The organism is Micromonospora sp. CNZ322 (genome assembly GCF_007827755.1).
The window spans coordinates 532,986-558,587 of sequence record NZ_VITD01000003.1 but is presented as its reverse complement, the minus strand read 5'-3'; the positions used below and the strand labels follow the sequence as shown (position 1 = coordinate 558,587).

Here is a 25,602-nt window from a genome sequence, read left to right as displayed (position 1 = left end):
GATGGCACTCAACGCGGCAGCTCGGCGACGACCAGACCACCGCGCGCCTTCGGGGTGAACCAGGTGCTCTTGCGGGGCATCTTCTCCCTGGCCAGGTTGACCGCGACGAAATCCGCCACGGTCACCGGCGCGATCAGGATGGCCAACTCGGCCCGGCCGGCGTCGACCTCACCGGTGAGCCAGCTCGCCGGGTAGTCACCGCCGACGTAGGTGATCCGCTTGTCACCCGGGTCCAGACCGAGCGCGTCGCGCAGCACCAGCCGCTCGACCAGGGCGTGGTCCAGGTTTTCCAGGCGGGCGGAGGCGGTGGCGGGCAGGCGCACCGCGTACCCCTGGCCGTCGAGGCGGAGGTGCACGGTGCCGCCGGCCGCTGGGACCTCGACCGGGCCGTCGATCGGCTCGACCTCGGCGCCCGCGGCGCGCAGCCGGTCGAGCAGCTCGGCCGGGGTGGTGGTCAGCTCGCTGACCAGCCGGTTGTACGGCTGGATGGCCACTGACGCGGGGGTGGTGACCACGGCCAGGAAGCGCGGCAGCCCGCCGGTCTGGGCGGCCAGGCTGCGGTGGTTGCCGTCCGCGACGACCAGGTCCCCGCCACCGGCGAGAGCGGTCAGCGTTGCCTGCTCCGGGCCGGGGCCGAGCAGCCAGATGGCGTGCGTGCGCCCCGCCTGGTCGGTGTCCGTCGCGGCGGGCGCGCCGGCCGTGTCGGTCGCCGCCGCGAGCGCGGCGTGCAGCTCGTCGCCACGCCCGGTCTGGAGCAGGAGTACGGGTGAGAGCAGGTGACCCAGCGCGTCGGCCAACGCCACCCGCTCGCGCACCTTGGCGATGAAGACGTCCTCGTTGCGGATGACCAGGCCCGGCTCGTCTGCCCGGGTGGAGATCTGGTCGGTGTCCACCATTGCGAACAGCCCGTACGCCGGCTCCTCACCGGGCGCGCTGATCCGGTAGAGCACCACCACCTGCTCGGCGGGGGTGTAGCTGCCGTCGGCCTTGGCCTCGGCGAGGCGGGCCACCGCGTCCGGCAGCGCGTCGAGGAACGACCTGCCCAGGCTCTGCGGGGCGCGGTGCGGCATCTCGATGCCGAGAGCGCTGTGCGGGTTCGACTCGATGATCGCGGTGATTTCCGCGTCGTCGGCGAACTCGTCGTAGTTTTGCGCGCCGGTGCCGCCAGTGGTGACCCAGGCCCGGGTGATCGGATGCACGACCGTCATGCCCACTGACGCTACCGGCGACGGTGTCGCCGCCGACGGGGACCCGCGGGGCGTCCACCAGATGAAAGCGCCCGGTGGGGCCCGGCTGGTCAGCCCGCGCGGTCGGAGGTGCCCCGGCGGTGCTTACCCGCGCTCACCGGCCCACCGTTGCCACGCCGACCGGTCCCGAGCGGCCCGGTGTTCGGCGCGCGGCGGGGCGACGCGGGCGGCCCCGGCACCGGACGGTCGGGCGGAGGCGTGGGAACGGGCCGCGGGCTCAGCGGCGGCGTCGGCACCGGGCGCGGAGGAGCCGGCGCCGGCGGCGGAGGCGCCGGTTCGGCCGGTGCCGCCCCCGACGGCACCAGCACCGGCGTGTCGGTCGGCACCGCGTCGACGGACGACGGCAGTGAGTCGGCCGCCCTGGGCGGGGTGAGCCGGGAGGTCACCGGGACCCGGGCCACGCCCACCACGATGGGCGGCGCGAGTAGATCCACCAGGTGGGCGGGCAGGTCCGGGCGGACAGTCGGCCAACGGGAGTCGTCAACGGACCAGTAGTCCGCGCCGGGATTCTCGATCACCCCCTGCCGGGTCAACTGATCGTCACCGGACGCACGGTGCTTGGCCATCGGGATTTGCCTCCACGAACTGCGGCGCGCGGCCCTGCGGGTCGCTGCGGCGGACACCGAGGGAAACGACGCCGCCCGCCTCCCGGTGACGCCACGACCCTCCGCCGACCTCGGCACCCGACGAGAAACGCCCCCGTCCGCGCTACTGACGAAGCACGGACGGGGGCGCGGTGGTCGTCGCTCAGTCGAAGATCGGGCTCTGCTCCCGGGTGCGCTTGAGCTCGTAGAAGCCCGGGGTGCCGGCGACCAGCAGCACGCCGTCCCAGAGCCGGCCGGCGGCCTCCCCCTTCGGAGCCGGGGTGATCACCGGGCCGAAGAACGCGACAGGGGTGCCGTCCGGGCCGGGCGCGTGCACGACCGGCGTGCCCACGTCCTGCCCGACCGGGCGCATGCCCGCCTCGTGGCTGGCCCGCAGCGCCTCGTCGTAGTCGGTGCTGTCGGCGGCCGCCGCCAGTGCCGGGTCGAGGCCGGCCTCGGTGAGCGCGGCCACGTACAGCTCCGGACCCCGCTCCTGCTTCTGCAGGTGGATCCGGGTGCCGAGCGCGGTGTAGAGCGGGCGCAGCACGTCATTGCCGTGCAGTTGCTCGGCGGCGATGCAGATGCGCACCGGGCCCCAGGCGGTCTTCAGAAACTCCTTGTACTCCTCGGGCAGCTCGTCCCGGCCGTCGTTGAGCACGGCCAGGCTCATCACGTGGAAGCGGATGTCCACGTCCCGGATCTGCTCGACCTCGAGCAGCCAACGGGAGGTGATCCAGGCCCACGGGCAGGCCGGGTCGAACCACATGTCGGCGGTGACACGCTCGGTCACGGTGAGATCCTTTCGCGACGGGTGGCGCCGGCAGCGGTCGGCGTCTCAGGAGAATCTTCACCCCGCAGCGCATCGACCGGCACCCGAATGAGAGCGTGACCTCGGCCACCGCAGGCTGCCCGTACATGGAAGACTCGAATCGGGCCAGCCGTCACGAGCGGTAGGCGAACGGGCGCCGCCGGGCGTACGGCGACATGTGGGATGGAGACGAACAGTGCCGGGAGTGCGCAACCTGACGCAGGTCGAGGCGACCGAGCGGGCACGCCTGCTCAACGTGACGGGGTATGACATCAGTCTGGACCTGTCCAGCGCCGTGCTGGCGGCCGACGGCCGCACGTTCAGGTCGACGACCGAGGTCCGGTTCCGCTGCTCCGAACCGGGCGCGAGCACCTTCATCGAGCTGGCCGCCGATTCGGTGCGGTCCGCGACGCTGAACGGCACGCCCGTCGACCTCTCCGACTGGTCCGCCGAGAAGGGCCTGACCCTGTCCGGGTTGGACAGCGACAACGTCCTGGTGGTCGACGCCGACTTCAATTACTCCAACAGCGGTCAGGGTCTGCACCGGACGGTCGACCCGGTGGACGGCGAGACGTACCTCTACAGCCAGTTCGAGACGGCCGACGCGCAGCGGGTGTACGCCTGCTTCGACCAGCCCGACCTGAAGAGCGTCTACACCTGGCACGTCACAGTGCCGGCGCACTGGCGGGCGGTCTCCAACATGCCGGTGCAGCGGGAGGAGTCGGCGGGTGAGGCGCTCAAGACGCTGCACTTCACCGAGTCGCCCCGGATGAGCACCTACATCACGGCGATGTGCGCCGGGCCGTACCACGAGGTGCGCGACACGCACGACGGCATCGACCTGGGGGTGTTCTGCCGGGCGTCGATGGCACAGTACCTGGACTCCGACGACCTGTTCCTGATCACCAAGCAGGGCTTCGACTTCTTCCACGAGAAGTTCGACGTGCGCTACCCGCTGCCGAAGTACGACCAGCTCTGGGTGCCCGACTTCAACGCCGGTGCGATGGAGAACTTCGGCTGCGTGACGCACGCCGAGTCGCACTACCTGTTCCGCTCGCAGGTCACCGACTTCGAGTACGAGCAGCGGGCCAACACGATCCTGCACGAACTGGCCCACATGTGGTTCGGTGACCTGGTCACCATGCGCTGGTGGAACGACCTGTGGCTGAACGAGTCGTTCGCCGAGTGGGCCAGCCACTGGTGCAACACCAACGCGACCCGGTTCACCCAGGCGTGGACGACCTTCCTGTCCATCCGGAAGAACTGGGGCTACCGGCAGGACCAGCTCTCCTCCACCCACCCGGTCTACACCGAGATGCCGGACATGGAGGCCGTGGAGGTCAACTTCGACGGCATCACCTACGCCAAGGGCGCGAGCGTGCTCAAGCAGCTCGTCGCCTACGTGGGTGAGGAGCCGTTCGTGGCCGGGCTGCGGGCCTACTTCGGCAAGCACGCCTGGGGCAACGCCACCTTCGACGACCTGCTCACCGAGCTGGAGGCCGCATCCGGGCGGGAGCTGCGCAAGTTCGCCGCGCAGTGGTTGGAGACCGCGCAGGTCAACACGCTGCGGCCGGAGGTGACCATCGGCGCCGACGGCACGTACGAGCAGGTGCTGGTGCGGCAGGAGGCCCCGGCGGCGTACCCGACGCTGCGGACCCACCGGATCGGCGTGGGCCTGTACGACCTGACCGACGGGCGGCTGGTCCGTCGGGAGCGGTACGAGGTGGACGTGACCGGCGAGCACACGGATCTCGCCCCGCTGCGTGGCGTCCGGGCGGCCGACGTGTTGCTGCTCAACGACGACGACCTCAGCTACACCAAGCTGCGCCTCGACGAGCGCTCGATGGCGACAGTGGTGCAGCACATCGGTGGCTTCGACTCGTCGCTGGCCCGCGCTCTCTGCTGGACCGCCGCATGGGACATGATCCGCGACGCCGAGCTGTCCGCCCGCGACTACGTGGCGCTGACGCTGAGCGGGCTGCCCGCGGAGACCGACATCAACCTGGTCACCGCCACCCTGCGGCAGGCGACCACCGCGCTCACCCTGTACGCCGACCCCGCCTGGGCGCCGACCGGCTGGGCCGACCTGGCCCGTACCGCCCGCGACGCGCTCGCCGCCGCCGAGCCCGGCAGCGGGTTCCAGTTGGCCTGGGCCCGCGCGTTCACCTCGGCGGTCCGCTCCGAGGAAGACCTGGCCACGCTGCGCGGTTGGCTGGACGGCACCGGCATGCCGGCCGGGCTGACCGTCGACACCGAGCTGCGCTGGTCGGTCCTCGCCGCGCTGGTGGCCAACGGTGCCGCCGGGACCGCCGAGATCGAGGCGGAGCTGAGCAGCGACCGCACGGCCAGCGGCGAGCGGGAAGCGGCGTACGCGCACGCGTTGATGCCGACGGCCGAGAACAAGGCCGCCGTGTGGGCCCTGCTCACCGGCCCGGACTCGCTGCCCAACTGGCGGCACCGGGCGCTGTTGCAGGGCTTCGCCCACCCGGCGCAGGTGGAGCTGGTCGCCCCGTACCGGGAGCGGTACTTCGCGGCGGTCGGGCAGGTGTGGGCCACCCGGGACAGCGAGCCGGCGCAGGAGTTCGCCCAGTTGGCGTACCCGACCTACCTGGTGGAGGACGACACGGTCGCGGCCACCGACGCGTGGCTGGCCGGTGACGGGCACCCTGCCCCGCTTCGTCGGCTGGTGGCCGAGGGCCGCGACGGTGTGGTGCGGGCGCTGAAGGCCCGCGCGAAGGACGCCCAGAGCGCCTGAGCAGCTTGTCCGGCCCCGGGGCCGGCGTGGGTGTGAGCCCGCGCCGGCCCCGGACGTTATCGTGGCGGAAGGAGGTGGACGTGATGGCACAGCCGACCTATCCGTGGCACCCACCGGAGCGGGGCTGGAGCGAACAGGATCTGTTCGATCTACCCGACGACGGTAATCGCTACGAGATCATCGACGGGAGCCTGCACGTGACCCCTCCAGCCGGTCCGGAGCACCACGAGCTGGCCGACGAGATCCGGATGGCGCTGCGCCAGGCGGCTCCCACGGATTGGCGGGTAATCCGGGAGATCGGGGTGCGGGTGCCCGGCGGCAAGCTGATCCCCGATCTGACGGTGTTGCGACCGAGCGCACCTCGCGGGCGGATGTGGGCCGAACCGGTGGACATCGCACTCGTCCTGGAGGTGGAGTCGACGGGGAGCCGTCGCCACGATCGCTTCACCAAACCTGCCCTCTTCGCTGAGGCAGGCATCCCGCACTACTGGCGGGTGGAGCGGGGCGACTTCGGCCCGGTGATCTACCGCTATCGGCTCGGCAAGGGCGACCATTACGAACTGTTGGGCACCATTGGTCCGGACGACGCGGTGACGGTGGACGAGCCGTGGACGATGAGGGTGGACCCGAGCGCCTGGCCTCGCTGAGACGTGAAAGCCCGGCCCACTGAAGAGCGGGCCGGGCTTCGTCGTACGTGGGAGGGGTCAGCCCTTGCCAGCGTGGCTGGCGAGCTGGTCGAGGCCGTTGATGATGCCGCCGGCCAGGTCACCGCCGCTGAACGCGCCGACCATGGAGAGCGCGGCCAGCTTGGCGTACGTGTCGGGGATGCGCTTGCGGGCGTACCGGCCGGTGATGATCTCCAGCTGCCGCTGGTTGGGCGACACGGCGATCAGCACCGACTTGTCGGGCTCGGCGAGCTGACGGTGCAGCCGCTGGGCGTGCTCGCGGATCGGCTCGTCGAGACCGCCGACGAAGACCGAGAAGACCAGGCCGGTGCCCTTGTCGGCCAGGCGCAGGGCCTCGTCGATGCGCAGCAGCTGGCGGGTCGAGAACGGCCCGTCGAGCACCTCGGGCGGATTTTCCGACCCGGTCTGCTTCTCACCAACGGTCACTTGCGCCTCCGGTTCCACCGGCCGGCGCCTCGACGCTGGCCTGCTCAAGCTTGTGGCTGGTCAGCGCGGGCGCCTGCGCCCCCGCCGTCAGCGCGGTGCCGGCCGAGTCGGCCAGCTGCTCCGGACGGCCCAGGAACCAGACCGGAGTGAAGTCGAAGGGCCGGCCCGGGCGGTAGCGCTTGGCACCACCGCCACCGCCGGTGGCACCCCCACGGCTACCGGCGTACGACAGGCCGGCGATGACCAGCACCGCGGCCAACGGGATGCCGACGAAGACCAGCAACGTCTCGGTAACAGACAATCCCAACGCCCCCAGGCGGAAGAAGGACGACCTTGAACAACCGGGTCGGATGGACGATCACGCTGCCGACCGCCCGACTCCGTCGCCATTCACGTTAGCGGAGTCGACGGCCCGCCAGATTGCGGGGTGCCGATCCCATCCGTCACTGGAGTTCTCCAGTTGCGCAGCGGTAGCGATAAGCCGCGCGTCGTCGCCGTACCGACCGGTGAGCAGCACCCCGACGGGCAGGCCGTCGGTCGTGGTACCCAGTGGCAGGGAGACGGAGGGATCGCCGGTGACGTTGAAGATGGCGCAGTAGGGCGAGAACCGGCGTTGCCTGTCGAAGTCGGCGGCCGGGTCCGCGTCGGCGGTGAACCAGCCGACGGGCGCCTGCGGTGTGGCCAGGGTGGGACAGAGGAGCAGGTCGCAGCCGGCGGTGCGGCGGGCACCGAGGCGGACCTGGGCCTGCAACTCCCCGAGGGTGGCGGACAGGGTGCCGGCGGAGAGTTCGGCGCCCCGGGCCCGGAGCAGCCGAGTCAACGGCAGCAGCTCCGCCTCCCGCTGCGGTGGCACCGGGGCGAGCGCCAGGACGTACCAGAGGATCTCGAACAGCGGCCACGCCGCCGGCCCGAGCGGCGGCGGCACCTCGACCACCTCGTGACCGGCCGCCGTGAGCAGCGCGGCGGCCCGGTCCACGGCGGCGACGCAGTCGGGATGCACCGGTTCGTCGGCGAGCATCGGCGTGGTGAACCGGCCGATCCGTAGCGGGCCGGGCTCGGCCCGGCGCGCGACCGCCAGGTAGCCGCCGGACGGCGCGGGCGGCGGCAGGTAGGGCTCGCCGGGGACCGGGACGGCCATGACGTCGAGCAGTGCCGCGACGTCGGTGACCGTCCGCCCGAGCGGGCCACTGGTGGGCAGGCCGAACGCGCCGGAGCCGATCGGCCCGCCGGAGACGAGGCCCCGACTGGGCTTGTAGCCGACCAGGCCGCAGAGCGACGCCGGGATGCGCAGCGATCCACCGCCGTCGGACCCCTGGGCGACCGGGACCAGCCCGGCCGCGACCGCCGCCGCCGCGCCGCCGCTGGACCCGCCCGCGGTGTACGCCAGCTGCCACGGGTTGCGGGCCGGCGGCGCGACCCGGCCCTCCGAGTAGAGCGAACAGCCCAGCTCGGAGGTGGTCGTCTTGCCCAGGCTGACCAGACCGGCGGCCTTGATGAAGCGGACCACGTCGGCGTCGACCGGCGGGACGAAGTCGAAAAAGGCGGCCGAACCGAAGGTGGTGCGGACCCCGGCGGTGAGCGTCAGGTCCTTGATCGCGGTTGGCACGCCGTGCAGCGGGCCGCGCTCCTCGGTCGGCACCGCGTCGGCGGCGCGCGCGGCCTGCCGGGCGAGGTCCGGTGTGACGGTGACGAACGCGCCCACTGTGTCGCCGAGCGCCGCCACCCGGCGCAGGGAATGCTCGACCAGCTCGACGCTGGACAGCTCGCCGCGGGTCATCGCGGCGGCCTGCTCCAACGCGGTCAGGTCGTGCGGCTCGGCCATGCCGTCATCCTGCCGGCAGTCGGTGGTTCGCGCAGCCGACACGCGCTGGCGACCGGGAAACGGACCAACCGGACGCCCGTTCGTCCGCGCGGCCTGCCCGGCCGCAGATCTTGGACAGTTTCCGTCAGCGCCGGACGGAAACTGTCCAAGATCTCCTCACGCCGAGGGCGAGGCGCTGTGCTCAGCCGTGCAGGAAACGGAGGGCGTTGGTGGACAGGAGCTTGTCGCGTTGGTCGTCACTGAGGAAGTCGGCCGCGTGAACCACCGCGCCGGCCGGTCGTTCGCCGAGCGGGTACGGGTAGTCGCTGCCGACCAGCACCCGGTCCTCCCCCAGCGTGTCGACCAACAGTCGCAGGGCGGGCGGCGCGAAGACCACCGAGTCGACGCTGAACCGGTCGACGTAGCTGCTGGGCGGGCCCGCGGACGCCCCCCGGACCAGGTCGCCACGGCGGCGCCAGGCGTTGTCGGCGCGGCCGAGCCAGAACGGGAAACTGCCGCCGCCGTGCGCGAAGCAGATCCGCAGCGTCTCGGGCACCCGGTCGAAGACACCGCCGAGGATCATCGCCAGCACCGACAGGTGCGTCTCGGCGGGCATCCCGGTGAGCCAACGGGCCATCCAGCGGTCCAGTCGCGGCCCGCCGGGCATGTCCCACGGGTGGACGAAGACGGGTGCGCCCACCTCGGCACAGTGCTGGAGGAAGGTGACCACGCCGGCATCGTCCAGGTCCCGGTCGCCGACGTGGTTGCCGATCTCCACGCCCACGTGCCCGGCGGCGAGGCTGCGGTCCAGCTCGGCACAGGCGGCGTCCGGGTCCTGGAGCGGCACCTGGCAGAACGGCACTAGTCGGTCACCTCCGGCCGCGGTGACCTCCAGGGTCAGGTCGTTGAAGATCCGGGCGACCTTCACCGCCTGGTCGGCCGGCCGGTCGTAGCTGAAGAAGACCGGGGTGGGCGAGACCACCTGCACGGCCACGCCGTCGGCGTCCATGTCGGCCAGTCGGCGCGACGCGTCCCAGCACTCGGCGCCGACCGGGCGGAACTCCGTCTCCCCCACCATGATCATGGCGGCGCGCTCGGAGTCGACCCGCAACCACGGCCAGCCGGACCCGCCGCACGCCGCGCCGAGGTCCGGCCAACCCTTCGGTACGACGTGCGTGTGCACGTCGACCACGCCTGCGGGCATCAGCCCTTGCCCGGGTGCAGGGTGCCGCAGTTGGCGCAGGTGCGCGCCTGCTCGTCGGCGTAGAACGCCTGGAACACCGGGGGCAGATCGGCGGCGATGTCGCGGACCTGCAACTCGACCTCGTGCACCTTGCTGCCGCACTGCGGGCAGTACCACTGGAACGTCTCCAGCGTGCCCTCCTCGCGGACCCGCTCGACGACCACGCCGATCGACCCGGCCTCCGGCCGCTGCGGCGAGTGCGGGGTGTTGCGCGGCAGCATCCACATCTGACCCTCGCGCACGTGCACCGTACGCGGCCCCTCCGGGGTGACCAGGTTGATGTGCATGTTGCCCTTGACCTGGTAGAAGAACTCCTCGTACGGGTCCACGTGGAAGTCGGTGCGCTGGTTGGGCCCGCCCACCACCATCACGATGAAGTCGTCCCCGCCGGGGAACATCTCCTTGTTGCCCACCGGGGGCTTCAACAGGTGCTGGTTGTCGGCGATCCAGCCCGGAAAGCTGAACGGCTCGGCGATCTCACTCACGACTGACCTCCCGAGGGAAGAAGGGCCACGGCCTGGATTTCGATCAGCAGGTGCGGGTGCGGCAGCTGGTGCACCGCCACCGTCGTACGGGTCGGGCCGGAGGCGTCGAAGAACTCGGCCCACGCCTCGTTGTAACCGCCGAAGTCGTTCATGTTGACCAGGTACGTCGTCACCTGGACCAGGTCGGTGAGGTCCGCGCCGACCGAACGCAGCAGATCCCGCACGTTCTCGATGACGGCCCGTGTCTGCACACGGATGTCGAGGTTGGTGGTGCCGAACCCGTCCACCTCGACACCGGCGAAGGTGTTGTCCGGGCGCCGCGACGACGTACCGGAGACGAAGACGAACCCGCCGGCGACCTTGACGTGCGGAAAGGCTCCCCGCGGGACGGCCTTCCCGGCCACCACCCGGGCGGTCACGACGACGCCCGCAGCGAGGCCGTGCCGAGCTTCTCGACGACGGCACGAACGTGGGCGCCGGGACGCAGCGGCACCGCCGCCGTGGCCGCACCGGCCAGGAAGACCCACCCGGACTCCAGCCGCACCCCGTGCCGGCCCGCCAGCCGGATGCCCTCGTCGAGCGCCCGGCGCGGATCACCGAGGATCGCCGCCGTCGAGCCGACCTGCGCCACCCGCCCGTCTACCTCCAGCAGCACGCCCAGGTTGTCCAGCCCCGCCGGCACCGGCGACCACGGCCCGATCACGAAGGCGGCGGCCGAGGTGTTGTCCGCTACCACGTCCGGCAGCGAGAAACGGAAGTCCGCGTACCGGGAGTCGATCAACTCGATGGCCGGGGCGACCGCGCAGACCGCCGTGGCAAAGTCGCCGATCGGCTCGCCCGGCTCGGGCAGCCGGTCCAGCAGGAACGCCACCTCCGGCTCGACCCGGGGGTGGATGTACGCGGCCGGGTCCACGGCGCCGCCGTCGGGCACCCGCATCGCGTTGGTGAGCCGCCCCCAGATCACCTCGTCCACGCCGACCTGGGCCATCTTCGCCCTGCTGGTCAGCCCCATCTTCAACCCGACGAGCCGCTCACCGGCGTTCAGCCGGCGTTGCAGCAGCGCGGCCTGCACGGCGTACGCGGTGTCCACGTCGAGGCCGGTCTCGGCGGCGAGCTGCGGGATCGCGGTGGCCGTGTCGGCCGCCGCACCCAGCTTCTCGGCGATCCCGACGATGTCTACGCCGATCATGAATGCTGCTCCTTGTCGGCCAGGTCGAGTGCCACGTCCACGATCATGTCCTCCTGGCCGCCCACCATCCGGCGGCGGCCCAGCTCGACCAGGATCGACCGGACGTCCACGCCGTACTTCGTGGAGGCCCGCTCGGCGTGCCGCAGGAAGCTGGAGTAGACCCCGGCATACCCCAGGGAGAGCGTCTCCCGGTCCACCTGGACCGGCCGGTCCTGGAGCGGGCGGACGATGTCGTCGGCGGCGTCCATCAACGCGAACACGTCGCAGCCGTGCTTCCAGCCGTGCAGCTCGGCGACCGCGACGAAGACCTCCAGCGGGGCGTTGCCGGCACCCGCGCCCATGCCCGCGAGGGAGGCGTCGACGCGGACGGTCCGGCCGTGCACCGCGTCGGGGCCGACCGGCGCGGGCCCGGTGACCCGGCCGTGCTCGACGGCGAGCACGCTGTTGGCGACCCCGAGCGACAGGTTGTGGTGGGCGTGGATGCCGATCTGCGTCTCCGGGGCGAGGACCTGCCGGTACGCGTCGACCCGCTGCGCCACGTCGGACATCAGCAGCCGGCCGCCGGAGTCGGTGACGTAGACGCAGTGGGCCCCGTACGACTCCATGAGCTTGGCCTGCCCGGCGAGCCCGGCCGGATCGAACATGTGCGACATCATCAGGAACCCGGCCACGTCCATGCCGTTCTCCCGGGCCCAGGAGATGTGCTGGGCGGAGATGTCCGCCTCCGTGCAGTGGGTGGCGATCCGGACGCTGGTCACCCCGAGCGCCTTCGCGGCCTTCAGGTCGGCGATCGTGCCGATGCCCGGCAGCAGCAGGGTGGTCAGTTTCGCAGTGGTCAGCACCTCGGCCGCCGCCGAGATCCACTCCGCGTCGCTGGCGGCGCCGTGGCCGTAGTTGACGCTGGAGCCGGCGAGACCGTCACCGTGCGCCACCTCGATGGCGGCCACCCCGGCGGCGTCCAACGCGGCGGCGATGGTGCGTACGTGGTCGACTGTGTACTGGTGGGCGATGGCGTGCATGCCGTCGCGCAGCGTCACGTCCTGGATGTACAGGTCGGTCATGGCGCGGCCACCTCCGAAGAACGCAGGGCGACCAGCCGCTCCGCGGTGCGCAGCGCGGCGGAGGTCATGATGTCCAGGTTCCCCGCGTACGCGGGCAGGTAGTGCCCGGCACCGGAGACCTCCAGAAAGACCGACACCTGAAGAGCGGTGAGCCGCCGCCCGAGCGTCGGCAGGTACGCCTCGACCCGGTCGAACTGCACGTCCTGCTTGAGCCGGTAGCCAGGGACGTACTCCTGCACGGCCGCCACCATCTCGGCGACCGAGGCGGCGATGGCGTCGGTGTCAGCGTCGGCGTCCGGGCAGAGGCAGTAGACGGTGTCGCGCATCAGCAGCGGCGGGTCCGCCGGGTTCAGCACGATGATCGCCTTGCCCCGCTCCGCACCGCCCACCACCTCGATGGCCCGGGCCGTGGTCTCGGTGAACTCGTCGATGTTGGCCCGGGTGCCCGGCCCGGCGGACTTCGACGCGATCGACGCGACGATCTCCCCGTACGCCACCGGGGTGACGCGGCGTACCGCGGCGACGATCGGCACTGTCGCCTGCCCGCCGCAGGTCACCATGTTGACGTTGGGCTGGTGCAGGTGCTCGTCGAGGTTGACCGGCGGCACCACGTACGGGCCGAGCGCGGCCGGGGTCAGGTCGACCACAGTGCGGCCGTGGGCGCGCAACACCTCGTCGTGGTGTCGGTGCGCGCCGGCCGAGGTGGCGTCGAACACCAGCTCGACGTCGGCGAACTCGGGCATCGCCACGAGCCCGTCCACGCCGTCGGCGGTGGTGGCGACGCCGAGCCGGCGAGCACGCGCCAGCCCGTCGGAGGCCGGGTCGATGCCGGCCATCGCCACCATGCGCAGGCTGTCGCTCAGCCGCAACACCTTGATCATCAGGTCGGTGCCGATGTTGCCGGAACCGAGCACCGCCACCTTGGTGGTCACTGGCCGCCCCTGTCGCTGAAGGATGTGCGCACCGAGCCGAGCCCGGAGATCCGGGCCTCGTACGCGGCACCCGGGGTGACCGGCACCATCGGACCGAGCGCCCCGGAGAGCACCACGTCCCCGGCGCGCAGCGGGTCGCCGGCGCGGGCCAGGGTGCCGGCCAACCACTGCAGGGCGTGCAGCGGGTTGCCCAGGCAGGCGGCGCCCGCGCCCACCGAGACCGGCTCGCCGGCGTGCTCCAGCACCATTCCGCACAGTCGCAGGTCCACGTCGGCGAGCCGGCGCGGCGTGGTGCCGAGCACGAAGAGCCCGCTGGAGGCGTTGTCGGCGACGGTGTCCACGATCGAGATGTCCCAGGCGGCGATCCGGGAGTCGACGATCTCGATCGCCGGCAGCACGCTGTCGACCGCGCGGATCAGGTCGACAGTGGTGAGCTGCGGGTTCGGGAGATCCTTGTCGAGCACGAAGGCGATCTCCGCCTCCACGCGGGGCTGGAGCAACCGGTCGATGGGCACCTCGACCCCGTCACCGACCGCCATGGCGTCGGTCAGCATGCCGAAGTCCGGCTGGAACACCCCGAAGGTCTCCTGCACGGCCCGGGAGGTCAACCCGATCTTCGCGCCGACCCGGCGTTCGCCGCGGCCCTGCCAGGCCCGCGCCTGGAGTTGCTGCACCCGGTACGCGGCCTCGACGTCGCCCTCCGGCAGCAGCCGGCCCCGGAGCGGCGCGCACGGCTTGCCCGTGCTGCGAGCGTCGGCCAACTCCCGGTTGGCGGCCTCGATGTCAGCTTCCATGCCCGCTCCCTCGCTACGGCTCACGACAGGTCCACACAGACGTTCGTGAGTTCGGAGTAGAAGTTCAGCGAGTGCACGCCGCCCTCGCGACCGATCCCGGACGCCTTCACCCCGCCGAACGGGGTGCGCAGGTCACGCAGGAACCACGTGTTGACCCAGACGATGCCGGCGTCGAGCCGGGCGCCGGCCCGGTGCGCTACGCCCACGTCCCGGGTCCACACGGTCGCCGCCAGGCCGTACTCGGTGCCGTTGGCGAGGGCGTACGCCTCGTCCTCGGTGTCGAACGGCGCGACGTGCACCACCGGGCCGAAGATCTCCTCCCGGTTCGTGCGGGCGTCCGGGCCGAGCCCGGTGAGCACCGTCGGCTGCACGTACGACCCGCCGTCGCGGGTGTCGCCGAAGGTGGGCGTGCCGCCACCGGTGAGCACCTCGGCGCCCTCGGAGCGGGCCAGCTCGTACGCGCCGAGCACCTTCGCCCGGTGCTGGTGGGAGATCAGCGGCATGGTGGCGGTGGCCTCGTCGGTCGGCCAGCCGTACGCCAGCTCGCCGGCCCGCTTCGCCAGCCGGGCGGTGAACTCCTCGAAGACCGGGCGCTGCACGTAGATGCGCTCGGTGCAGAGGCACACCTGCCCGCCGTTGGTGAAGCTGGACCGCACCGAGCCGGCCACCGCGGCGTCCAGGTCGGCGTCGGCGAAGACCAGGCCGGCGTTCTTGCCGCCGAGTTCGAAGCTCACCGCCTTCACCCCGTCGGCGGCGGCCCGCATGATCGCGCCGCCGGTGGCCGACTCGCCGGTGAAGGTGATCGCGTCGACGCCCGGGTGACGGGTCAGGAACTCGCCCGCCGAGTCCGGCCCGAAACCGTGCACCAGGTTGAACACCCCGGCCGGTACGCCAGCGGCGGCCATCACCTCGGCGAGCACCGTCGCCGAGGCGGGAGTCTCCTCGCTGGGCTTGACCACCACGGCATTGCCGCAGGCCAGCGCCGGAGCCACCTTCCAGGTGAGCAGCAGCAGCGGCAGGTTCCACGGCACGATGACCGCGACCACGCCGACCGGCTTGCGCAGCGCGTAGTTGAGTGCCCGGCCGCCGGTCGGGGTGACCGTCGTGAACGACTCGGTGGGTGCGGTCGCCACGATCTCCGCGAACGCCCGGAAGTTCGCCGCGCCGCGCGGAATGTCCAGGGTGCGGGCCTGGGCGATGGACTTGCCGGTGTCGGCGACCTCGGCGGTGACCAGGTCGTCGAAGCGGCGCTCCAGCTCGTCGGCGACGCGGCGCAGCACCTCGGCCCGCTCGCGCTCCCCCATCCGGCCCCACGGCCCCCGCAGTGCCGCCCGGGCGGCGGCCACCGCGTCGTCCACGGTGGACTGCGACGCCTCGTCCACCTCGAAGACCTGCTTCCCGGTGACCGGGCTGGCCTTGGCGAACGTAGATCCGCCGTCGACGAACTCGCCGGCGACGAAGTTTCGCAACCGCTGCGGGCCACTCGGCGCGTGGCCGGCCATCAGCCGCGGATCCCAGTTGCCGGTCATGCCTGCCTCCCTCGGCCCAGTGCCGCACCGATCGCGCCGACCAGCAGCAGCGCGGCCCCGCCGACGACCGCCCCGAGCACCCGGTGCTGTCGGCGCACCCGGCGGCGAACCTCCGCGTACGGGGTGGTGGAGAACGACACCAGCTCGTACTGGGAAACGTACCGGCCGGGCAGTGCCCGTTCCAGTGCGTGCTCCACCCGCCGCCGGGTCTGGAAGACCGGGGAGGCAACCTTGTCCCGCATCTCCACGAAGTTGGTCAGCGCCATCGTCGCGATTGCCTCGGCGTTCTCCTGTCGGCGCCGCTGGAACAGCGGCAGCGCCGCCAACCAGTCGTCGGCGCACTCGTCCAGGCAGCGGTCCAGCTCCACCACGTCCTCGAAGGCGCAGTTGGCGCCCTGGCCGTAGAACGGCACGATGGCGTGCGCCGCGTCGCCGAGCAGGCCGACCTTCCCGTTGACCTGCCACGGGGTGCAGCGCACAGTGCCGAGCACGCCCACCGGGTTGTGCTGGTAGTCGTCGACCAGGTTCGGGGCCAGCGGGACCACGTCCGGGTAGTGCTCGGTGAAGTGCCGTTCGATCTCCGCCGGGCTGGTCAGCGAGGCGAAGCTGCCGGCACCGTTGTTGGGCCAGAACAGCGTGCAGGTGAAGGAGCGGTCCGGGTTCGGCAGCGCGATCATCATCGAGGTGCCGCGCGGCCAGATGTGCAGCGCGTCCGGGTCCAGGGCGAAGTCCCCGCCCAGCGGCGGAATCGTCAGCTCCTTGTAGCCGTAGTCGAGGAAGTCCACGCTCTCGTCCAGCAGCCCGTACGTCAGCAGTTGCCCGCGCACCGCGGAGCCGGCGCCGTCGGCACCCAGCACGACCGACGCCTTCGCCGCGACCGGGCCCTGCGGGGTCTCGAAGCTCAGGGCGCCGTCGGTCGGGTCGAGCCCGACCAGCCGGTGGTCGAAGACGACCCGCACGCCCGGCAGTGCGGCGGCCTCGTCCAGCAGGGCGTTGTTCAGCGCACCCCGGCTGATCGAGTTGATCGCCCGGTCGCCGGCCGCGCTGTACGACTGGAACTGCTGCTCGCCCTCGACCGGGTGGATCATCCGGCCGCGCATCGGCAGCGCGTCGGCCATCACCTGCTCGGCCAGCCCGATGCGGCGCAACGCGTCCAGGCCGCGCTCGGAGAGCGCCAGGTTGATCGAACGACCGCGTTCGGCGGTGCCGGCGCGCGGGTCGGAGCGGCGCTCGTAGAGGGCCACCGGGTAGCCACGCCGGGCCAGGAAGCAGGCCGCCAGACAGCCGGCCAGCCCGGCACCGACGATCGCGATCTCGTCGCGCCGCGCGGTCATGAGGTCGCCCCCACCGTCGAGGCGAGCGCCACGGCGGCACGCCAGCAGTCGAGGTACGTGGAGTACAGCGGCACCGGGGCGAACCGCACGACGTCGGGTTCGCGGGCGTCGGCGATGACCCCGTGCTCGTACCGTAGGCGTTTGGTCAGCTCGTTGGCGCTGCCGGAACCGATGCGCACGGAGAGCTGGCAGCCCCGGCGGGCTGGGTCGCGCGGGGTGACCACCCGCAGCGGCCGGCCGACGGTCACCTCGTCGAGCAGTGACTCCAGCCAGCCGGTGAGGCGCTGGCTGCGCGCGCGCAGCGCGGTCATCCCCACCGCGTCGAACAGCTCCAGCGAGGTACGCACCGGACCCATCGCGAAGATCGGCGGGTTGGAGATCTGCCAGGCCTCCACTGTGGCCGGTGGCCGGGACACCGGCGTCATCTCGAACCGGGTGGCCGCCGCGGTGCTCCACCACCCCTCGAACCGGGGCAGGTTCTCGTCGCCGAGGTGCCGCTCGTGCACGAAGACACCCGCCAGGGCACCCGGGCCGGAGTTCAGGTACTTGTAGGAGCACCACGCGGCGAAGTCGACGTCCCAGTCGTGCAGGGCCAGCGGCACGTTGCCGACCGCGTGGGCCAGGTCCCACCCGACCACCGCTCCGGCGGCCCGGCCGGCAGCCGTGATCGCCGGGATGTCCAGCAGCTCACCGGTGAGGTAGTTGACCCCGCCGAGCAGCAGCAGCGCCACCCGGTCGCCCTCGGTGGCGAGGTAGTCGGTCACGTCCTCGGTGCGCAGGGCGTCCTCACCCGCGCGCGGACGCAGCCGGACCACTGTGTCGTCCGGGTCCAGGCCGTGGAACCGGGCCTGGCTACGCACGGCGTAGCTGTCCGAGGGGAACGCGGCGTCCTCGATGACGATGCGGGTGCGCGCGCCAGCCGGTCGGTAGAAACTCACCATCAGCAGGTGCAGGTTGACAGTGAGCGAGTTCATCACCACGGCCTCCGTGGGCCGGGCGCCGACCAGTCGCGCGGCCGGCCCGGTCAACAACTCGTGGTACGGCAGCCAGGGGCGCTCCGCCTCCAGGTGCCCCTCCACACCGAGCCGCCCCCACGCGTCCAGATCGGCCAGGAGTTCGTCGCGGGTGGCCCGAGGTTGCAGGCCGAGCGAGTTGCCGGCCAGGTACGCCGACTCGGGGTGGTCGCCACCGTCGGCCGGCGGCACGTGGAACAGGTGCCGGTGGCCGGGGTCGGCCTCGTCACGGCGATGCGCTTCCGCTTCGCCAGCGGCGAGGCCCAACGGCTCGGCTTGAGGGGTCATCATTGCTTTTCTCGCTCTCCGGTCACATCGCGGTGCGGGCCGACCACAGCTCCGGGAAGACCACCCGGGCCATGCTGCGCTGCAACCACGCCAGGCCGGCGGAGCCTCCGCTGCCGACCTTGGCACCCATCGTCCGCTGCACCGCCTTGACGTGGTTCCAGCGCCAGTCGCCGAACTCCTCGGCGACAGCGCTCAGCACCTCGCCGAGCAGCCGCAGGTGATTGTCCGGGCTGGCGTCGTCGTAGATCCGTACCCAGGCCGCCTCGACCAACGGGTGCGGGTCGTGTTCGACGGCCACGTCGCGGTCGAGCAGGTCGGCGGGAAGGTCGAAGCCGCGCCGGGCGAGCAGCGCGAGCACATCGTCCCAGAGGCTCGGGGTGGCCAGTGCTGCGCTCAGCTCGGCGTGCACCTCGGCCTGCCGGCGGAACGGGCGGATCAGCGTCGGGTCGCGCAGCCCGAGCAGGAACTCCAACTGCCGGTACATCGCCGACTGGAAGCCGGAGGCCTCACCGAGCAGATTGCGGAACCGGTTGAAGTCGGCAGGGCTCATCCAGCGCAGGCCCTGCCAGGCGGCGTTAAGCCCCTCCAGGTGCAGCTTGGCTCGGCCCAGCGGTGCCAACGCCTCCCAGATCTGGTCGGCGCGGATCAGCCGCTGGGTCTCCCGCAGCTCGTGGCAGGTCAGCCCGAAGTACAGCTCCATGATCTGGCTGACCATCAGGAAGGACATCTCGCCCGGGTCGCTGCTGAGCGGGTGCTGCATCTTGTGCAGGGCGCTGGCCTGCACGTACGCGTCGTACGGCACCATGTCGGCGAACTCCAGGGTCGGCACACCACCGGTGCGTTCCGCCTGCGCGGCGCGCTGCCCGGGGGTCACCGGTTGCACCGTGGCACGGCGGTTCGGCGCCCGCCGCTCCGTCTGATCCACCATCTCGTCTCCCTCCCCCGGACTTGCCGACGTCATGATCTCGCGGTCGGATCGGCCTGCGGAATGCCGAATCAACGGCTCTCGGTCCCTTCACCTGGCAAACCAAAGGCAACTAGGCGAAGTCGGTTCACGAAAGTAAGGTCGGAGCGTGGACGACATGGACTGGGCGCTGCTGCGCGAGTTGCAGGCCGACGCGCGGCTCTCCTTCAGCGAGTTGTCCCGGCGGGTGCACCTGTCCCCACCGTCGGTCGCGGAGCGGGTGCGCCGGCTGGAGGAGGCCGGGATCATCACCGGCTACCACGCCCACGTCGACCTGAGCCGCGCCGGCCGCACCGTGGTCGCGCTGATCCGGATGTCCTGCTACGGCGCGCGGTGCATCCTGCACGACCCGGCGGTGGCCGACTGGCCGGAGATCCTGGAGATCCACCGGATCACCGGGGACGCGTGCAGCGTGCTGAAGGTGGCGGCCGGCTCGATCGGCGCGTTCGAGGGGGTCATCGACCGTCTCGCCCCGTACGGCCAACCATCGAGCACGATGGTCCTGTCCTCCCCGCTGAACTGGCACCCCGTCACCCCCCTCCCCGCCACCGGGCCCATCCCCCGCCCACGCTGACCCCGCCCACAGTGCGGGTTTGCCCCCGCGCCAGCGGGAAAGCAGCCCGCGTGCCCAGGGGAGGGTTCCGGCGGTCGTCGCCGGTTGGGGGGAAATCATGCAGGCAATCCGCACGATCAACCGCGCGCTCTCGTCCGTACTGACACTGGTGGGGCTGGTCGGGGCGTTCGTCCTGTTGTCGGTCGCGCCGGCGCGAGCCGGCGAGAACGTCTTCGTCGAGGTGACACCGAACAGCGCCCAGGCCGGCAGCCGGGTCAACATCAAGGCGAGCTGCGACAACGACAACAACAACCGGCAGTCCAGCGTGCACTCCGACGCGTTCGGGCACGTGCAGCTCAAACCGGACAAGGGCTTCCTGACCGCGCAGGCCACCATCGCGAGGGACAAGCCGGCCGGTGACTACCCGGTCGACCTGCGCTGCGAGAACGGCCAGACATCGTCGACCACGCTGACCGTGCTGAACATGGCCTCACCCAGCAAGGGCCCGGCGACCGGTGGCGGTGGGATGGCCGGCGGGCGCGGCACCGGCTCGCTGCTGGTGCTCGGTGGCGTGGCGTTGGTGGCCACCGCGATCGTGCTCGGGATGGCCGGCGGCCGACGTCGGCCGGGAGCCGGCTCCTGAGCCGGATCACCCATGACCCGCAGATCCGCGCGTGCGCGGCCGGATCGCCGCGCCCGCCTCCGGGCCGGGCCGGCGCTGCGCGCGTCCGGCCGGCTGGTGGCCCGCGTCTCCGGACGGCTACGTCGGGTCGCCGGGCAGGCCGTGTCGGCCAGCGTCACCACCACCGACCCGGCCGCCCGTCCGCTGCCGCCGCGGCGTCCGGCCGGGCCGGGGTCGACTCGGCACCGGTTCGGTACGGGTCCCGGGTTGCCGGTGCTGGCCATCGCCGCGCTGATGGTGCTGATCGTGGCGATGCTCGGCGTCGAGCAGGTGACCGGAATGAGCCTGTTGCCGGACCGGCTCAGCGCCGGACTGCGACCGCCGCCGAAGAAGTTCCCGGTGCTGCCGGCCAGCCAGCCGACCAGCCTCGCCATCGACAAAATCGACGTGCGGGCGCCCGTACACGACGTCGGCATCGCCCCGGACGGCACGATCGCCGTGCCGGACGCGGGCCGCGCCCAGGAGGCCGGCTGGTACGACCAGGGGCCCACCCCCGGCCAGTACGGCCCAGCCGTGATCGTCGGGCACGTCGACACCACCAGCGGGCCGGCGGTCTTCCACAAACTCCGCGAACTGCGCTCCGGTGACGAGATCGAGGTCACCCGCACCGACCAGCGCGTGGCCGTCTTCGAGGTCAACTCGGTGGAGAAGTTCGACAAGGGCCGACTGCCGGTGGACGAGGTGTACGGCGACTTCAGTCGCCCGAGCCTCCGACTGATCACCTGCGGCGGCCAGTGGGTCGGTGGCGAGACCGGCTACGCGGACAACGTGGTGGTCTTCGCCTCGCTGGTCAAGGCGCGTGCCGGTGGTTGACAAGCGTCGACGTACTCGGCGAGCCCGGCGGCCCCGGTGAGCATGGCCCGGCCTCGCTCGGTGAGCCGTTGCCGCCACTGGCGCAGCGAGGCGGCGAGCGGTTCGGCACCGCCAGCGTCACGCACGCGACGCAGCACGCCGGCGATGTGGTCGAGCCGGTACCCGCCACGGCGCAACAGGTGGGCCAGCTCGGCGTCACGGACGTCGTCGGGCAAATAGAGCCGGTAGTGGGTCACCGGATCACGTACCGGTCGCAGCACGCCGGCCCGCTCCCATTTGCGTAGCGTGGCCGGCTGTAGACCGAGCCGGTGAGCCAGCACGCTGATCGGCACGGCTTTCTGGCTCTGCGGTTGCGGTCTCGTTCCGGTGAGCGTCGCCACCGCCGCCTCGACAGCGTCCAGAGTTTCCCGATCGCGCTGGAGCAGGGCATGGCCCTGGTCGATGGTGCGCAACGCCGTGTCGATCTCACCCCGGTTGACGGCCCGCATGATCTCGCCACTGGCCGCATAGCCGTGGCCCGGGATCAACGCGAGGTAGGCACGCAGCGCCTTGACGTGCAGCTCGGTGAAGCGACGGTAGCCGTTCGGCGTCCGCTGGGCCGGAGGCAGGAAGCCGTCTCGTTCGTAGTTGCGCACGGCCTGCGCGGAGAGACCGTGGGCGCGCGCGAGGTCGACTGGTCGGCGTACCCCCGGGTTTGAAGCTTTTATGCCTGTCACCGCACTCCACCGCTCGTAAGTCTCAACCGCTGGTTCAACGATACGGTTCATGGAATGCCACCTTTTCTCGACCTGCTGGCGGTATCCCCGGACCTGCTCGCGCTCGGCGAGCCGACGCACGGTGAGTCCGCCTTCCTCCAGCTCCGCAACGAGGCCCTTCTGTCGCTGGCGGAGCACGGCTACCGCTCGATCGCCCTCGAGAGCGACCGGACGGCCGGGCTGATCGCCGACGACTTCGTGCAGGGCGTCGCCGCTGTGACGCTCGACCGGGCCCTCGCCGAAGGGTTCAGCCACGGATTCGGAGCGGCCCCGGCCAACCGCGACCTCCTGCTGCGGATGCGGGAGTGGAACGCCGGACGGCCGGTCGCCGAGCGCCTGACGTTGCACGGCTTCGACGCCCCGGTGGAGCTGGAGAGCGCCCCGAGCCCGCGCCGCCACCTCACCCACGTCTGCCAGTTCCTCGACCTGGACCGGGCTGCCGAGATCGACGACCTGATCGGGGACGAGGTGCTGTGGAGTGACACGGCCGCGATCTGGGAACCCGGCAGATCGGTCGGGCGCTCGATCAACGCCCAGCGACTGCGGGTGCTCGCCGACGACCTGCTGACCGAGCTGTACCTGCGGGCACCGTGGAAGTCAGCGGGCTGGCGGGCCGCGTTCGTGCACGCCACGGCCGCTGTCGCGTTGCTGCGTTACCACGCCGCAGCCGCCGCACCACTGGCCCAGGAGGAACGGTTCGCCCGCCTGGCCGCGGTCCGGGACGCGCTGATGGCCGAGAACCTGCTCGCGATCCGATCGGCCGAGGCACACCGCGGGCCCACACTGGTCTTCGCGCACAACACGCACCTCCAGCGTCACCTGAGCACGATGACGCTGGCCGACACGAAGGTGACATGGGCCGGCGCCGGCGCCATCATCGCGTCGCTGCTGGGTGACCGGTACGCGGTGATCGCCGGCAGCCTCGGCGCGAGCCCGGCACTCGGCATCGGGCCGCCCGCCGCCTCGACCTACGAGGGGCGACTTCAGCAGGAGACCGGCCTTCCCCGGTACCTGCCGACGTCCGACATCGCGGCGGCCGAGAAGCGAACGCACGACTACCGCTACTTTCCGCTGGACCAGGCCACCATCGAACACGCCGACGCGGTCCTGCACGTCCCGACCGGTGTCGACACGGCCGTGCTCGCCGATCGGATCGCCGCACTGCCCGGCGTCGAGCAGGTCGTGGCGACCGAGGAGAACGGATCACCCGAGGCGGCCTGGGGCGACCGGTTCTTCTTCGTCGGCCCGGACCGCCGCCAGCCGTTCGCCACCATCGTCGAGCACGACGTGCCCGGCTTCGACGAGGCCGCACAGCTTGACCGCCCCGGCGTCTTCCGCCTCAACCTGGACCTGGGCCGGGCCGAGTTCGAGCGGCTGTTCGGCTTCCCGCCCAAGGCGTTCGAGGAGCACCGGCACGAGTTCGACTTCGCCCGACTGGACACCCTCGTGCCGCACCCGGGCTACGCACAGTACGGCTTCGCCAGCATCGTCATGCCCGGTCCGCAACTGCTGCCCGAGATCGACCGGCTACTCGCGATCGCGTACAGCCGAGCGGTCGACCGCCACGAACGCGCAGCGCGCCGGGCAGTCCGCCCGCAACCCGGAGCCTGACCACGCCCGTGGTCAGGCGGCTGCCTCGGGCTCCCGCAGGTCCAGCCAGTCGGCCCAGCGGGGGTCCGGGGCGCGGTGGCCCAGCACCCGCCAGGCGGTGCCCTTCGGCGGCGCCGGCAACGCGTGCAACCGCCAACCCATCTCGGCCGGGGTCTTGTCGCCCTTGGTGTGATTGCACCTGGCACACGCGGCGACCACGTTCTCCCAGGCGTGCCGGCCACCGCGGCTGCGCGGAAAAACGTGATCGATGGTCTCGGCCGGGCCCCGGCAGTAGGCGCACCGCCACCCGTCCCGGGCGAAGATCGCCCGGCGGGACAGCCCGACATGCGTTCGGTACGGCACCCGGACGAAGCGCGTCAGCCGGACCACTGATGGCACCGGCAGCGCGTCCCGGGCGCTGTGCAGGATGCCGTCACCGTCGGCGACGCAGACCGCCTTGGCGGAGAGGACGAGGATCGCGGCGCGACGCACCGACACGACACACAGCGGCTCGTAGGTGGCGTTGAGGACCAGCGCGCCGGAGCCCACCGTGGGTCGTATGTCAGGCATCGCGCTCACCCTCCCGGTTCAGCGGCTGCTGGGGACCGCCGCCGACCGGGGCCGGGCACAGGGGCCCACACGGTCGACGCCGGGCCGATCACCGACGTCCGTTGCGCCAATAGTCCCTGATCGGACCCCGGATTGCACGTACTAATCTCTCTTCTGGTAAGCGGATCACCCACGCCGGGACGGGCAACTGCTCCAGCCTGGGCGGACGCTGACGTGTGACACCCCCGCCGCCGGTCTCACCGGTACCGGACCTGCGCCGGCCGCCTGATCGAATCGGCGGCCGCGAGCGCGAGCTGTGGCGTCCGGCCGGTGGGTCGGCGGCGGGCGCTCGGGCCCCTTGCGGTACGAAGACAGAGTGAGTGCCGCCAGTGTGACGCCCCTAGCCCTGCCCGACGCCGTCTCGGTGAGCTGCCAGGGCAGCACCTCCTGCGAGTGGATCTACCGGATCACCGGGTCGGCCTGGTTCGCCGAGGGAAGCTACTGGATCCTGCTCAAACCGCTTCGCGTGCTGCTGATCCTGGCACTGGCGATGGTGGCCCGCTGGGCGCTGCACCGGACGATCAACCGGTTGGTCCGGACGACCACCGACGGTGCGGTGCCGACGATGCTGCGGCCGCTGCGCGAGCGGGTACCCACCGCCGCGGTCGACCCGGCCGAGTTCGTGCCCGAGCGACGGAGGCAGCGGGCCGAGGCGATCGGGTCGGTCCTGCGCAGCCTGACCACCGCGTTCGTCTTCGGCATCGCGCTGCTGATGATCCTGCGCGAGTTCAGCTTCGACCTGGCTCCGTTGCTGGCCAGCGCGGGGATCGCCGGCGTCGCGCTGGGCTTCGGCGCGCAGAGCCTGGTGAAGGACCTGATCGCCGGCCTCTTCATGCTGATCGAGGACCAGTACGGCGTGGGTGACAACGTCGACCTGGGCGAGGCGATGGGCGTGGTCGAGTCGGTCGGCCTGCGGGTCACCACGGTGCGCGACGGCCGCGGTGTGCTCTGGTACATCCGCAACGGCGAGATCATCCGGGTGGGCAACAAGAGCCAGGGTTGGGCACTCGTGGTGGTGGACCTGCCCATCGGTTTCAACAGCACCGAGGAGGCCACGGCGGTGCTCCGGACCGCTGCCGCCTCGATCGCCATGGACCCGGAGCTGTCACCGGAAATCGTGGAGGCGCCCGAGGTGCTGGGTGTCGAGCAGGTGACGGTGGACGGCGCGGTCATCCGCACCGTGGTGAAAACCACAGCGGACGGGCAGTTCGCGGTGGGCCGGGAACTGCGTCGGCGTCTCGCCGAGGCGCTGGAAAATTCGGGGATCACCGCGCAGATCGCTGCGGCCCGCATCTATCCCGGTCTGTCGACCCGTCCGTTGCCCGAGGGTGAGACCGGTCAGGGCGGCGCCACCTGACACCGCCGACACTGTCCGGCAATTCAGGGGTCGCGAGCCGGCCGGCCCCTCGGGTATCGTCCGTTCGTTCAGTCGGGGAGGCGACGAACGACCCGTTCGACCTA

At 71.7% G+C, this 25,602-nt stretch carries 26 protein-coding genes; 7 read left to right on the top strand and 19 right to left on the bottom strand.

Features of this window, described 5'->3' with window-relative positions:
* Nucleotides 1-8 precede the first annotated feature (8 nt).
* The 3 genes from FB453_RS11220 to FB453_RS11210 all read right to left on the bottom strand — a co-directional run bounded on the left by FB453_RS11220 (nt 9) and on the right by FB453_RS11210 (nt 2,621).
* Nucleotides 9-1,208 (bottom strand): DUF1015 family protein, encoded by a 1,200-nt coding sequence (locus FB453_RS11220; RefSeq protein WP_145789636.1) that lies wholly within the window; start codon nt 1,206-1,208, stop codon nt 9-11.
* Nucleotides 1,209-1,297: 89 nt separating this feature from the next.
* The gene (locus tag FB453_RS11215; RefSeq protein ID WP_145789634.1) at nt 1,298-1,813 is read right to left on the bottom strand and encodes a hypothetical protein; all 516 of its coding nucleotides are present in this window, start codon (nt 1,811-1,813) and stop codon (nt 1,298-1,300) included.
* A 181-nt stretch (nt 1,814-1,994) separates the two neighbouring features.
* Entirely contained in the window at nt 1,995-2,621 is a 627-nt protein-coding gene (locus FB453_RS11210; RefSeq protein ID WP_112584151.1) for a mycothiol-dependent nitroreductase Rv2466c family protein, read from the bottom strand.
* A gap of 223 nt (nt 2,622-2,844) precedes the next feature.
* Here FB453_RS11210 and pepN point away from each other — a divergent pair, with 223 nt between their 5' ends.
* On the top strand, nt 2,845-5,394 hold the full coding sequence (gene pepN / locus FB453_RS11205; protein WP_145789632.1) for an aminopeptidase N: 2,550 nt from the start codon (nt 2,845-2,847) through the stop codon (nt 5,392-5,394).
* Between the two features lie 83 nt (nt 5,395-5,477).
* Nucleotides 5,478-6,041, top strand: coding sequence for a Uma2 family endonuclease (locus FB453_RS11200; RefSeq protein WP_145789629.1), 564 nt, complete (start codon nt 5,478-5,480; stop codon nt 6,039-6,041).
* 57 nt (nt 6,042-6,098) lie between these two features.
* Here the strand turns inward: FB453_RS11200 and FB453_RS11195 are convergent, their stop codons facing one another.
* The 14 genes from FB453_RS11195 to FB453_RS11130 all read right to left on the bottom strand — a co-directional run bounded on the left by FB453_RS11195 (nt 6,099) and on the right by FB453_RS11130 (nt 19,100).
* Nucleotides 6,099-6,506, bottom strand: coding sequence for a DUF5130 family protein (locus FB453_RS11195; protein ID WP_091405419.1), 408 nt, complete (start codon nt 6,504-6,506; stop codon nt 6,099-6,101).
* Nucleotides 6,493-6,807, bottom strand: coding sequence for an aa3-type cytochrome oxidase subunit CtaJ (ctaJ, locus tag FB453_RS11190; protein ID WP_428842198.1), 315 nt, complete (start codon nt 6,805-6,807; stop codon nt 6,493-6,495). Before ctaJ ends, FB453_RS11195 begins: the two co-directional genes overlap by 14 nt.
* Before the next feature lie 57 nt (nt 6,808-6,864).
* A complete protein-coding gene (locus FB453_RS11185; protein ID WP_112697952.1) occupies nt 6,865-8,328 on the bottom strand; it encodes an amidase in 1,464 nt (487 codons plus the stop codon).
* Between the two features lie 181 nt (nt 8,329-8,509).
* Nucleotides 8,510-9,511, bottom strand: a complete 1,002-nt coding sequence (locus tag FB453_RS11180; protein WP_145789627.1) for an amidohydrolase family protein — start codon at nt 9,509-9,511, stop codon at nt 8,510-8,512.
* Entirely contained in the window at nt 9,511-10,035 is a 525-nt protein-coding gene (locus FB453_RS11175; RefSeq protein WP_112584144.1) for a 3-hydroxyanthranilate 3,4-dioxygenase, read from the bottom strand. The genes FB453_RS11180 and FB453_RS11175 overlap by 1 nt, the downstream gene beginning before the upstream one ends.
* Nucleotides 10,032-10,454 carry a RidA family protein gene (locus tag FB453_RS11170; protein ID WP_145789625.1) on the bottom strand — a complete coding sequence of 141 codons (423 nt, stop codon included), beginning with the start codon at nt 10,452-10,454 and terminating at the stop codon, nt 10,032-10,034. The genes FB453_RS11175 and FB453_RS11170 overlap by 4 nt, the downstream gene beginning before the upstream one ends.
* Nucleotides 10,451-11,224 (bottom strand): fumarylacetoacetate hydrolase family protein, encoded by a 774-nt coding sequence (locus tag FB453_RS11165; protein WP_145789623.1) that lies wholly within the window; start codon nt 11,222-11,224, stop codon nt 10,451-10,453. Before FB453_RS11165 ends, FB453_RS11170 begins: the two co-directional genes overlap by 4 nt.
* Nucleotides 11,221-12,285, bottom strand: a complete 1,065-nt coding sequence (gene dmpG / locus FB453_RS11160; protein WP_112584142.1) for a 4-hydroxy-2-oxovalerate aldolase — start codon at nt 12,283-12,285, stop codon at nt 11,221-11,223. Before dmpG ends, FB453_RS11165 begins: the two co-directional genes overlap by 4 nt.
* Complete coding sequence (locus FB453_RS11155; RefSeq protein ID WP_145789621.1) at nt 12,282-13,217, bottom strand: acetaldehyde dehydrogenase (acetylating); 936 nt, start codon at nt 13,215-13,217, stop codon at nt 12,282-12,284. Before FB453_RS11155 ends, dmpG begins: the two co-directional genes overlap by 4 nt.
* A complete protein-coding gene (locus tag FB453_RS11150) occupies nt 13,214-14,011 on the bottom strand; it encodes a fumarylacetoacetate hydrolase family protein (RefSeq protein ID WP_145789619.1) in 798 nt (265 codons plus the stop codon). The genes FB453_RS11155 and FB453_RS11150 overlap by 4 nt, the downstream gene beginning before the upstream one ends.
* Before the next feature lie 20 nt (nt 14,012-14,031).
* Nucleotides 14,032-15,513, bottom strand: a complete 1,482-nt coding sequence (locus tag FB453_RS11145) for a 2-hydroxymuconic semialdehyde dehydrogenase (protein ID WP_145789701.1) — start codon at nt 15,511-15,513, stop codon at nt 14,032-14,034.
* Between the two features lie 23 nt (nt 15,514-15,536).
* Nucleotides 15,537-16,874, bottom strand: a complete 1,338-nt coding sequence (locus FB453_RS11140) for an FAD-dependent oxidoreductase (RefSeq protein WP_145789617.1) — start codon at nt 16,872-16,874, stop codon at nt 15,537-15,539.
* Nucleotides 16,871-18,175: a kynureninase gene (gene kynU / locus FB453_RS11135; RefSeq protein ID WP_145789697.1), complete on the bottom strand. Its 1,305-nt coding sequence runs from the start codon at nt 18,173-18,175 to the stop codon at nt 16,871-16,873. The genes FB453_RS11140 and kynU overlap by 4 nt, the downstream gene beginning before the upstream one ends.
* Before the next feature lie 22 nt (nt 18,176-18,197).
* Nucleotides 18,198-19,100 carry a tryptophan 2,3-dioxygenase family protein gene (locus tag FB453_RS11130; protein ID WP_145789699.1) on the bottom strand — a complete coding sequence of 301 codons (903 nt, stop codon included), beginning with the start codon at nt 19,098-19,100 and terminating at the stop codon, nt 18,198-18,200.
* A gap of 148 nt (nt 19,101-19,248) precedes the next feature.
* Between FB453_RS11130 and FB453_RS11125 the strand changes: the two genes are divergently transcribed.
* The 3 genes from FB453_RS11125 (at nt 19,249) to FB453_RS11115 (ending at nt 21,187) form a co-directional block, all read left to right on the top strand.
* Nucleotides 19,249-19,713 (top strand): Lrp/AsnC family transcriptional regulator, encoded by a 465-nt coding sequence (locus FB453_RS11125; protein ID WP_091405454.1) that lies wholly within the window; start codon nt 19,249-19,251, stop codon nt 19,711-19,713.
* A gap of 97 nt (nt 19,714-19,810) precedes the next feature.
* Nucleotides 19,811-20,335, top strand: a complete 525-nt coding sequence (locus FB453_RS11120; RefSeq protein ID WP_181518423.1) for a hypothetical protein — start codon at nt 19,811-19,813, stop codon at nt 20,333-20,335.
* A gap of 75 nt (nt 20,336-20,410) precedes the next feature.
* Entirely contained in the window at nt 20,411-21,187 is a 777-nt protein-coding gene (locus FB453_RS11115; RefSeq protein WP_486480238.1) for a class F sortase, read from the top strand.
* On the opposite strand, the gene FB453_RS11110 is transcribed toward FB453_RS11115, so the two are convergent.
* Nucleotides 21,130-21,822, bottom strand: coding sequence for a TioE family transcriptional regulator (locus tag FB453_RS11110; RefSeq protein WP_486480230.1), 693 nt, complete (start codon nt 21,820-21,822; stop codon nt 21,130-21,132). The genes FB453_RS11115 and FB453_RS11110 overlap by 58 nt on opposite strands.
* A 135-nt stretch (nt 21,823-21,957) precedes the next feature.
* Between FB453_RS11110 and FB453_RS11105 the strand changes: the two genes are divergently transcribed.
* Entirely contained in the window at nt 21,958-23,553 is a 1,596-nt protein-coding gene (locus FB453_RS11105; protein WP_145789610.1) for an erythromycin esterase family protein, read from the top strand.
* Nucleotides 23,554-23,565: 12 nt separating this feature from the next.
* Here FB453_RS11105 and FB453_RS11100 read toward each other — a convergent pair whose 3' ends face one another.
* Nucleotides 23,566-24,102, bottom strand: a complete 537-nt coding sequence (locus FB453_RS11100) for an HNH endonuclease (protein WP_030488239.1) — start codon at nt 24,100-24,102, stop codon at nt 23,566-23,568.
* 403 nt (nt 24,103-24,505) lie between these two features.
* On the opposite strand from FB453_RS11100, the gene FB453_RS11095 reads away from it, so the two are divergent.
* Complete coding sequence (locus FB453_RS11095) at nt 24,506-25,498, top strand: mechanosensitive ion channel family protein (RefSeq protein WP_482805329.1); 993 nt, start codon at nt 24,506-24,508, stop codon at nt 25,496-25,498.
* Nucleotides 25,499-25,602 lie beyond the last annotated feature (104 nt).

What these genes read in the sequence shown, in the direction of transcription:
- FB453_RS11220 (WP_145789636.1), bottom strand. Translation starts at nt 1,208, where the DNA reads ATGACGGTCGTGCATCCGATCACCCGGGCCTGGGTCACCACTGGCGGC.
- FB453_RS11215 (WP_145789634.1), bottom strand. Translation starts at nt 1,813, where the DNA reads ATGGCCAAGCACCGTGCGTCCGGTGACGATCAGTTGACCCGGCAGGGG.
- FB453_RS11200 (WP_145789629.1), top strand. Translation starts at nt 5,478, where the DNA reads ATGGCACAGCCGACCTATCCGTGGCACCCACCGGAGCGGGGCTGGAGC.
- FB453_RS11185 (WP_112697952.1), bottom strand. Translation starts at nt 8,328, where the DNA reads ATGGCCGAGCCGCACGACCTGACCGCGTTGGAGCAGGCCGCCGCGATG.
- FB453_RS11180 (WP_145789627.1), bottom strand. Translation starts at nt 9,511, where the DNA reads ATGCCCGCAGGCGTGGTCGACGTGCACACGCACGTCGTACCGAAGGGT.
- FB453_RS11165 (WP_145789623.1), bottom strand. Translation starts at nt 11,224, where the DNA reads ATGATCGGCGTAGACATCGTCGGGATCGCCGAGAAGCTGGGTGCGGCG.
- dmpG (WP_112584142.1), bottom strand. Translation starts at nt 12,285, where the DNA reads ATGACCGACCTGTACATCCAGGACGTGACGCTGCGCGACGGCATGCAC.
- FB453_RS11150 (WP_145789619.1), bottom strand. Translation starts at nt 14,011, where the DNA reads ATGGAAGCTGACATCGAGGCCGCCAACCGGGAGTTGGCCGACGCTCGC.
- FB453_RS11145 (WP_145789701.1), bottom strand. Translation starts at nt 15,513, where the DNA reads ATGGCCGGCCACGCGCCGAGTGGCCCGCAGCGGTTGCGAAACTTCGTC.
- FB453_RS11140 (WP_145789617.1), bottom strand. Translation starts at nt 16,874, where the DNA reads ATGACCGCGCGGCGCGACGAGATCGCGATCGTCGGTGCCGGGCTGGCC.
- kynU (WP_145789697.1), bottom strand. Translation starts at nt 18,175, where the DNA reads ATGACCCCTCAAGCCGAGCCGTTGGGCCTCGCCGCTGGCGAAGCGGAA.
- FB453_RS11120 (WP_181518423.1), top strand. Translation starts at nt 19,811, where the DNA reads ATGCAGGCAATCCGCACGATCAACCGCGCGCTCTCGTCCGTACTGACA.
- FB453_RS11105 (WP_145789610.1), top strand. Translation starts at nt 21,958, where the DNA reads ATGCCACCTTTTCTCGACCTGCTGGCGGTATCCCCGGACCTGCTCGCG.
- FB453_RS11100 (WP_030488239.1), bottom strand. Translation starts at nt 24,102, where the DNA reads ATGCCTGACATACGACCCACGGTGGGCTCCGGCGCGCTGGTCCTCAAC.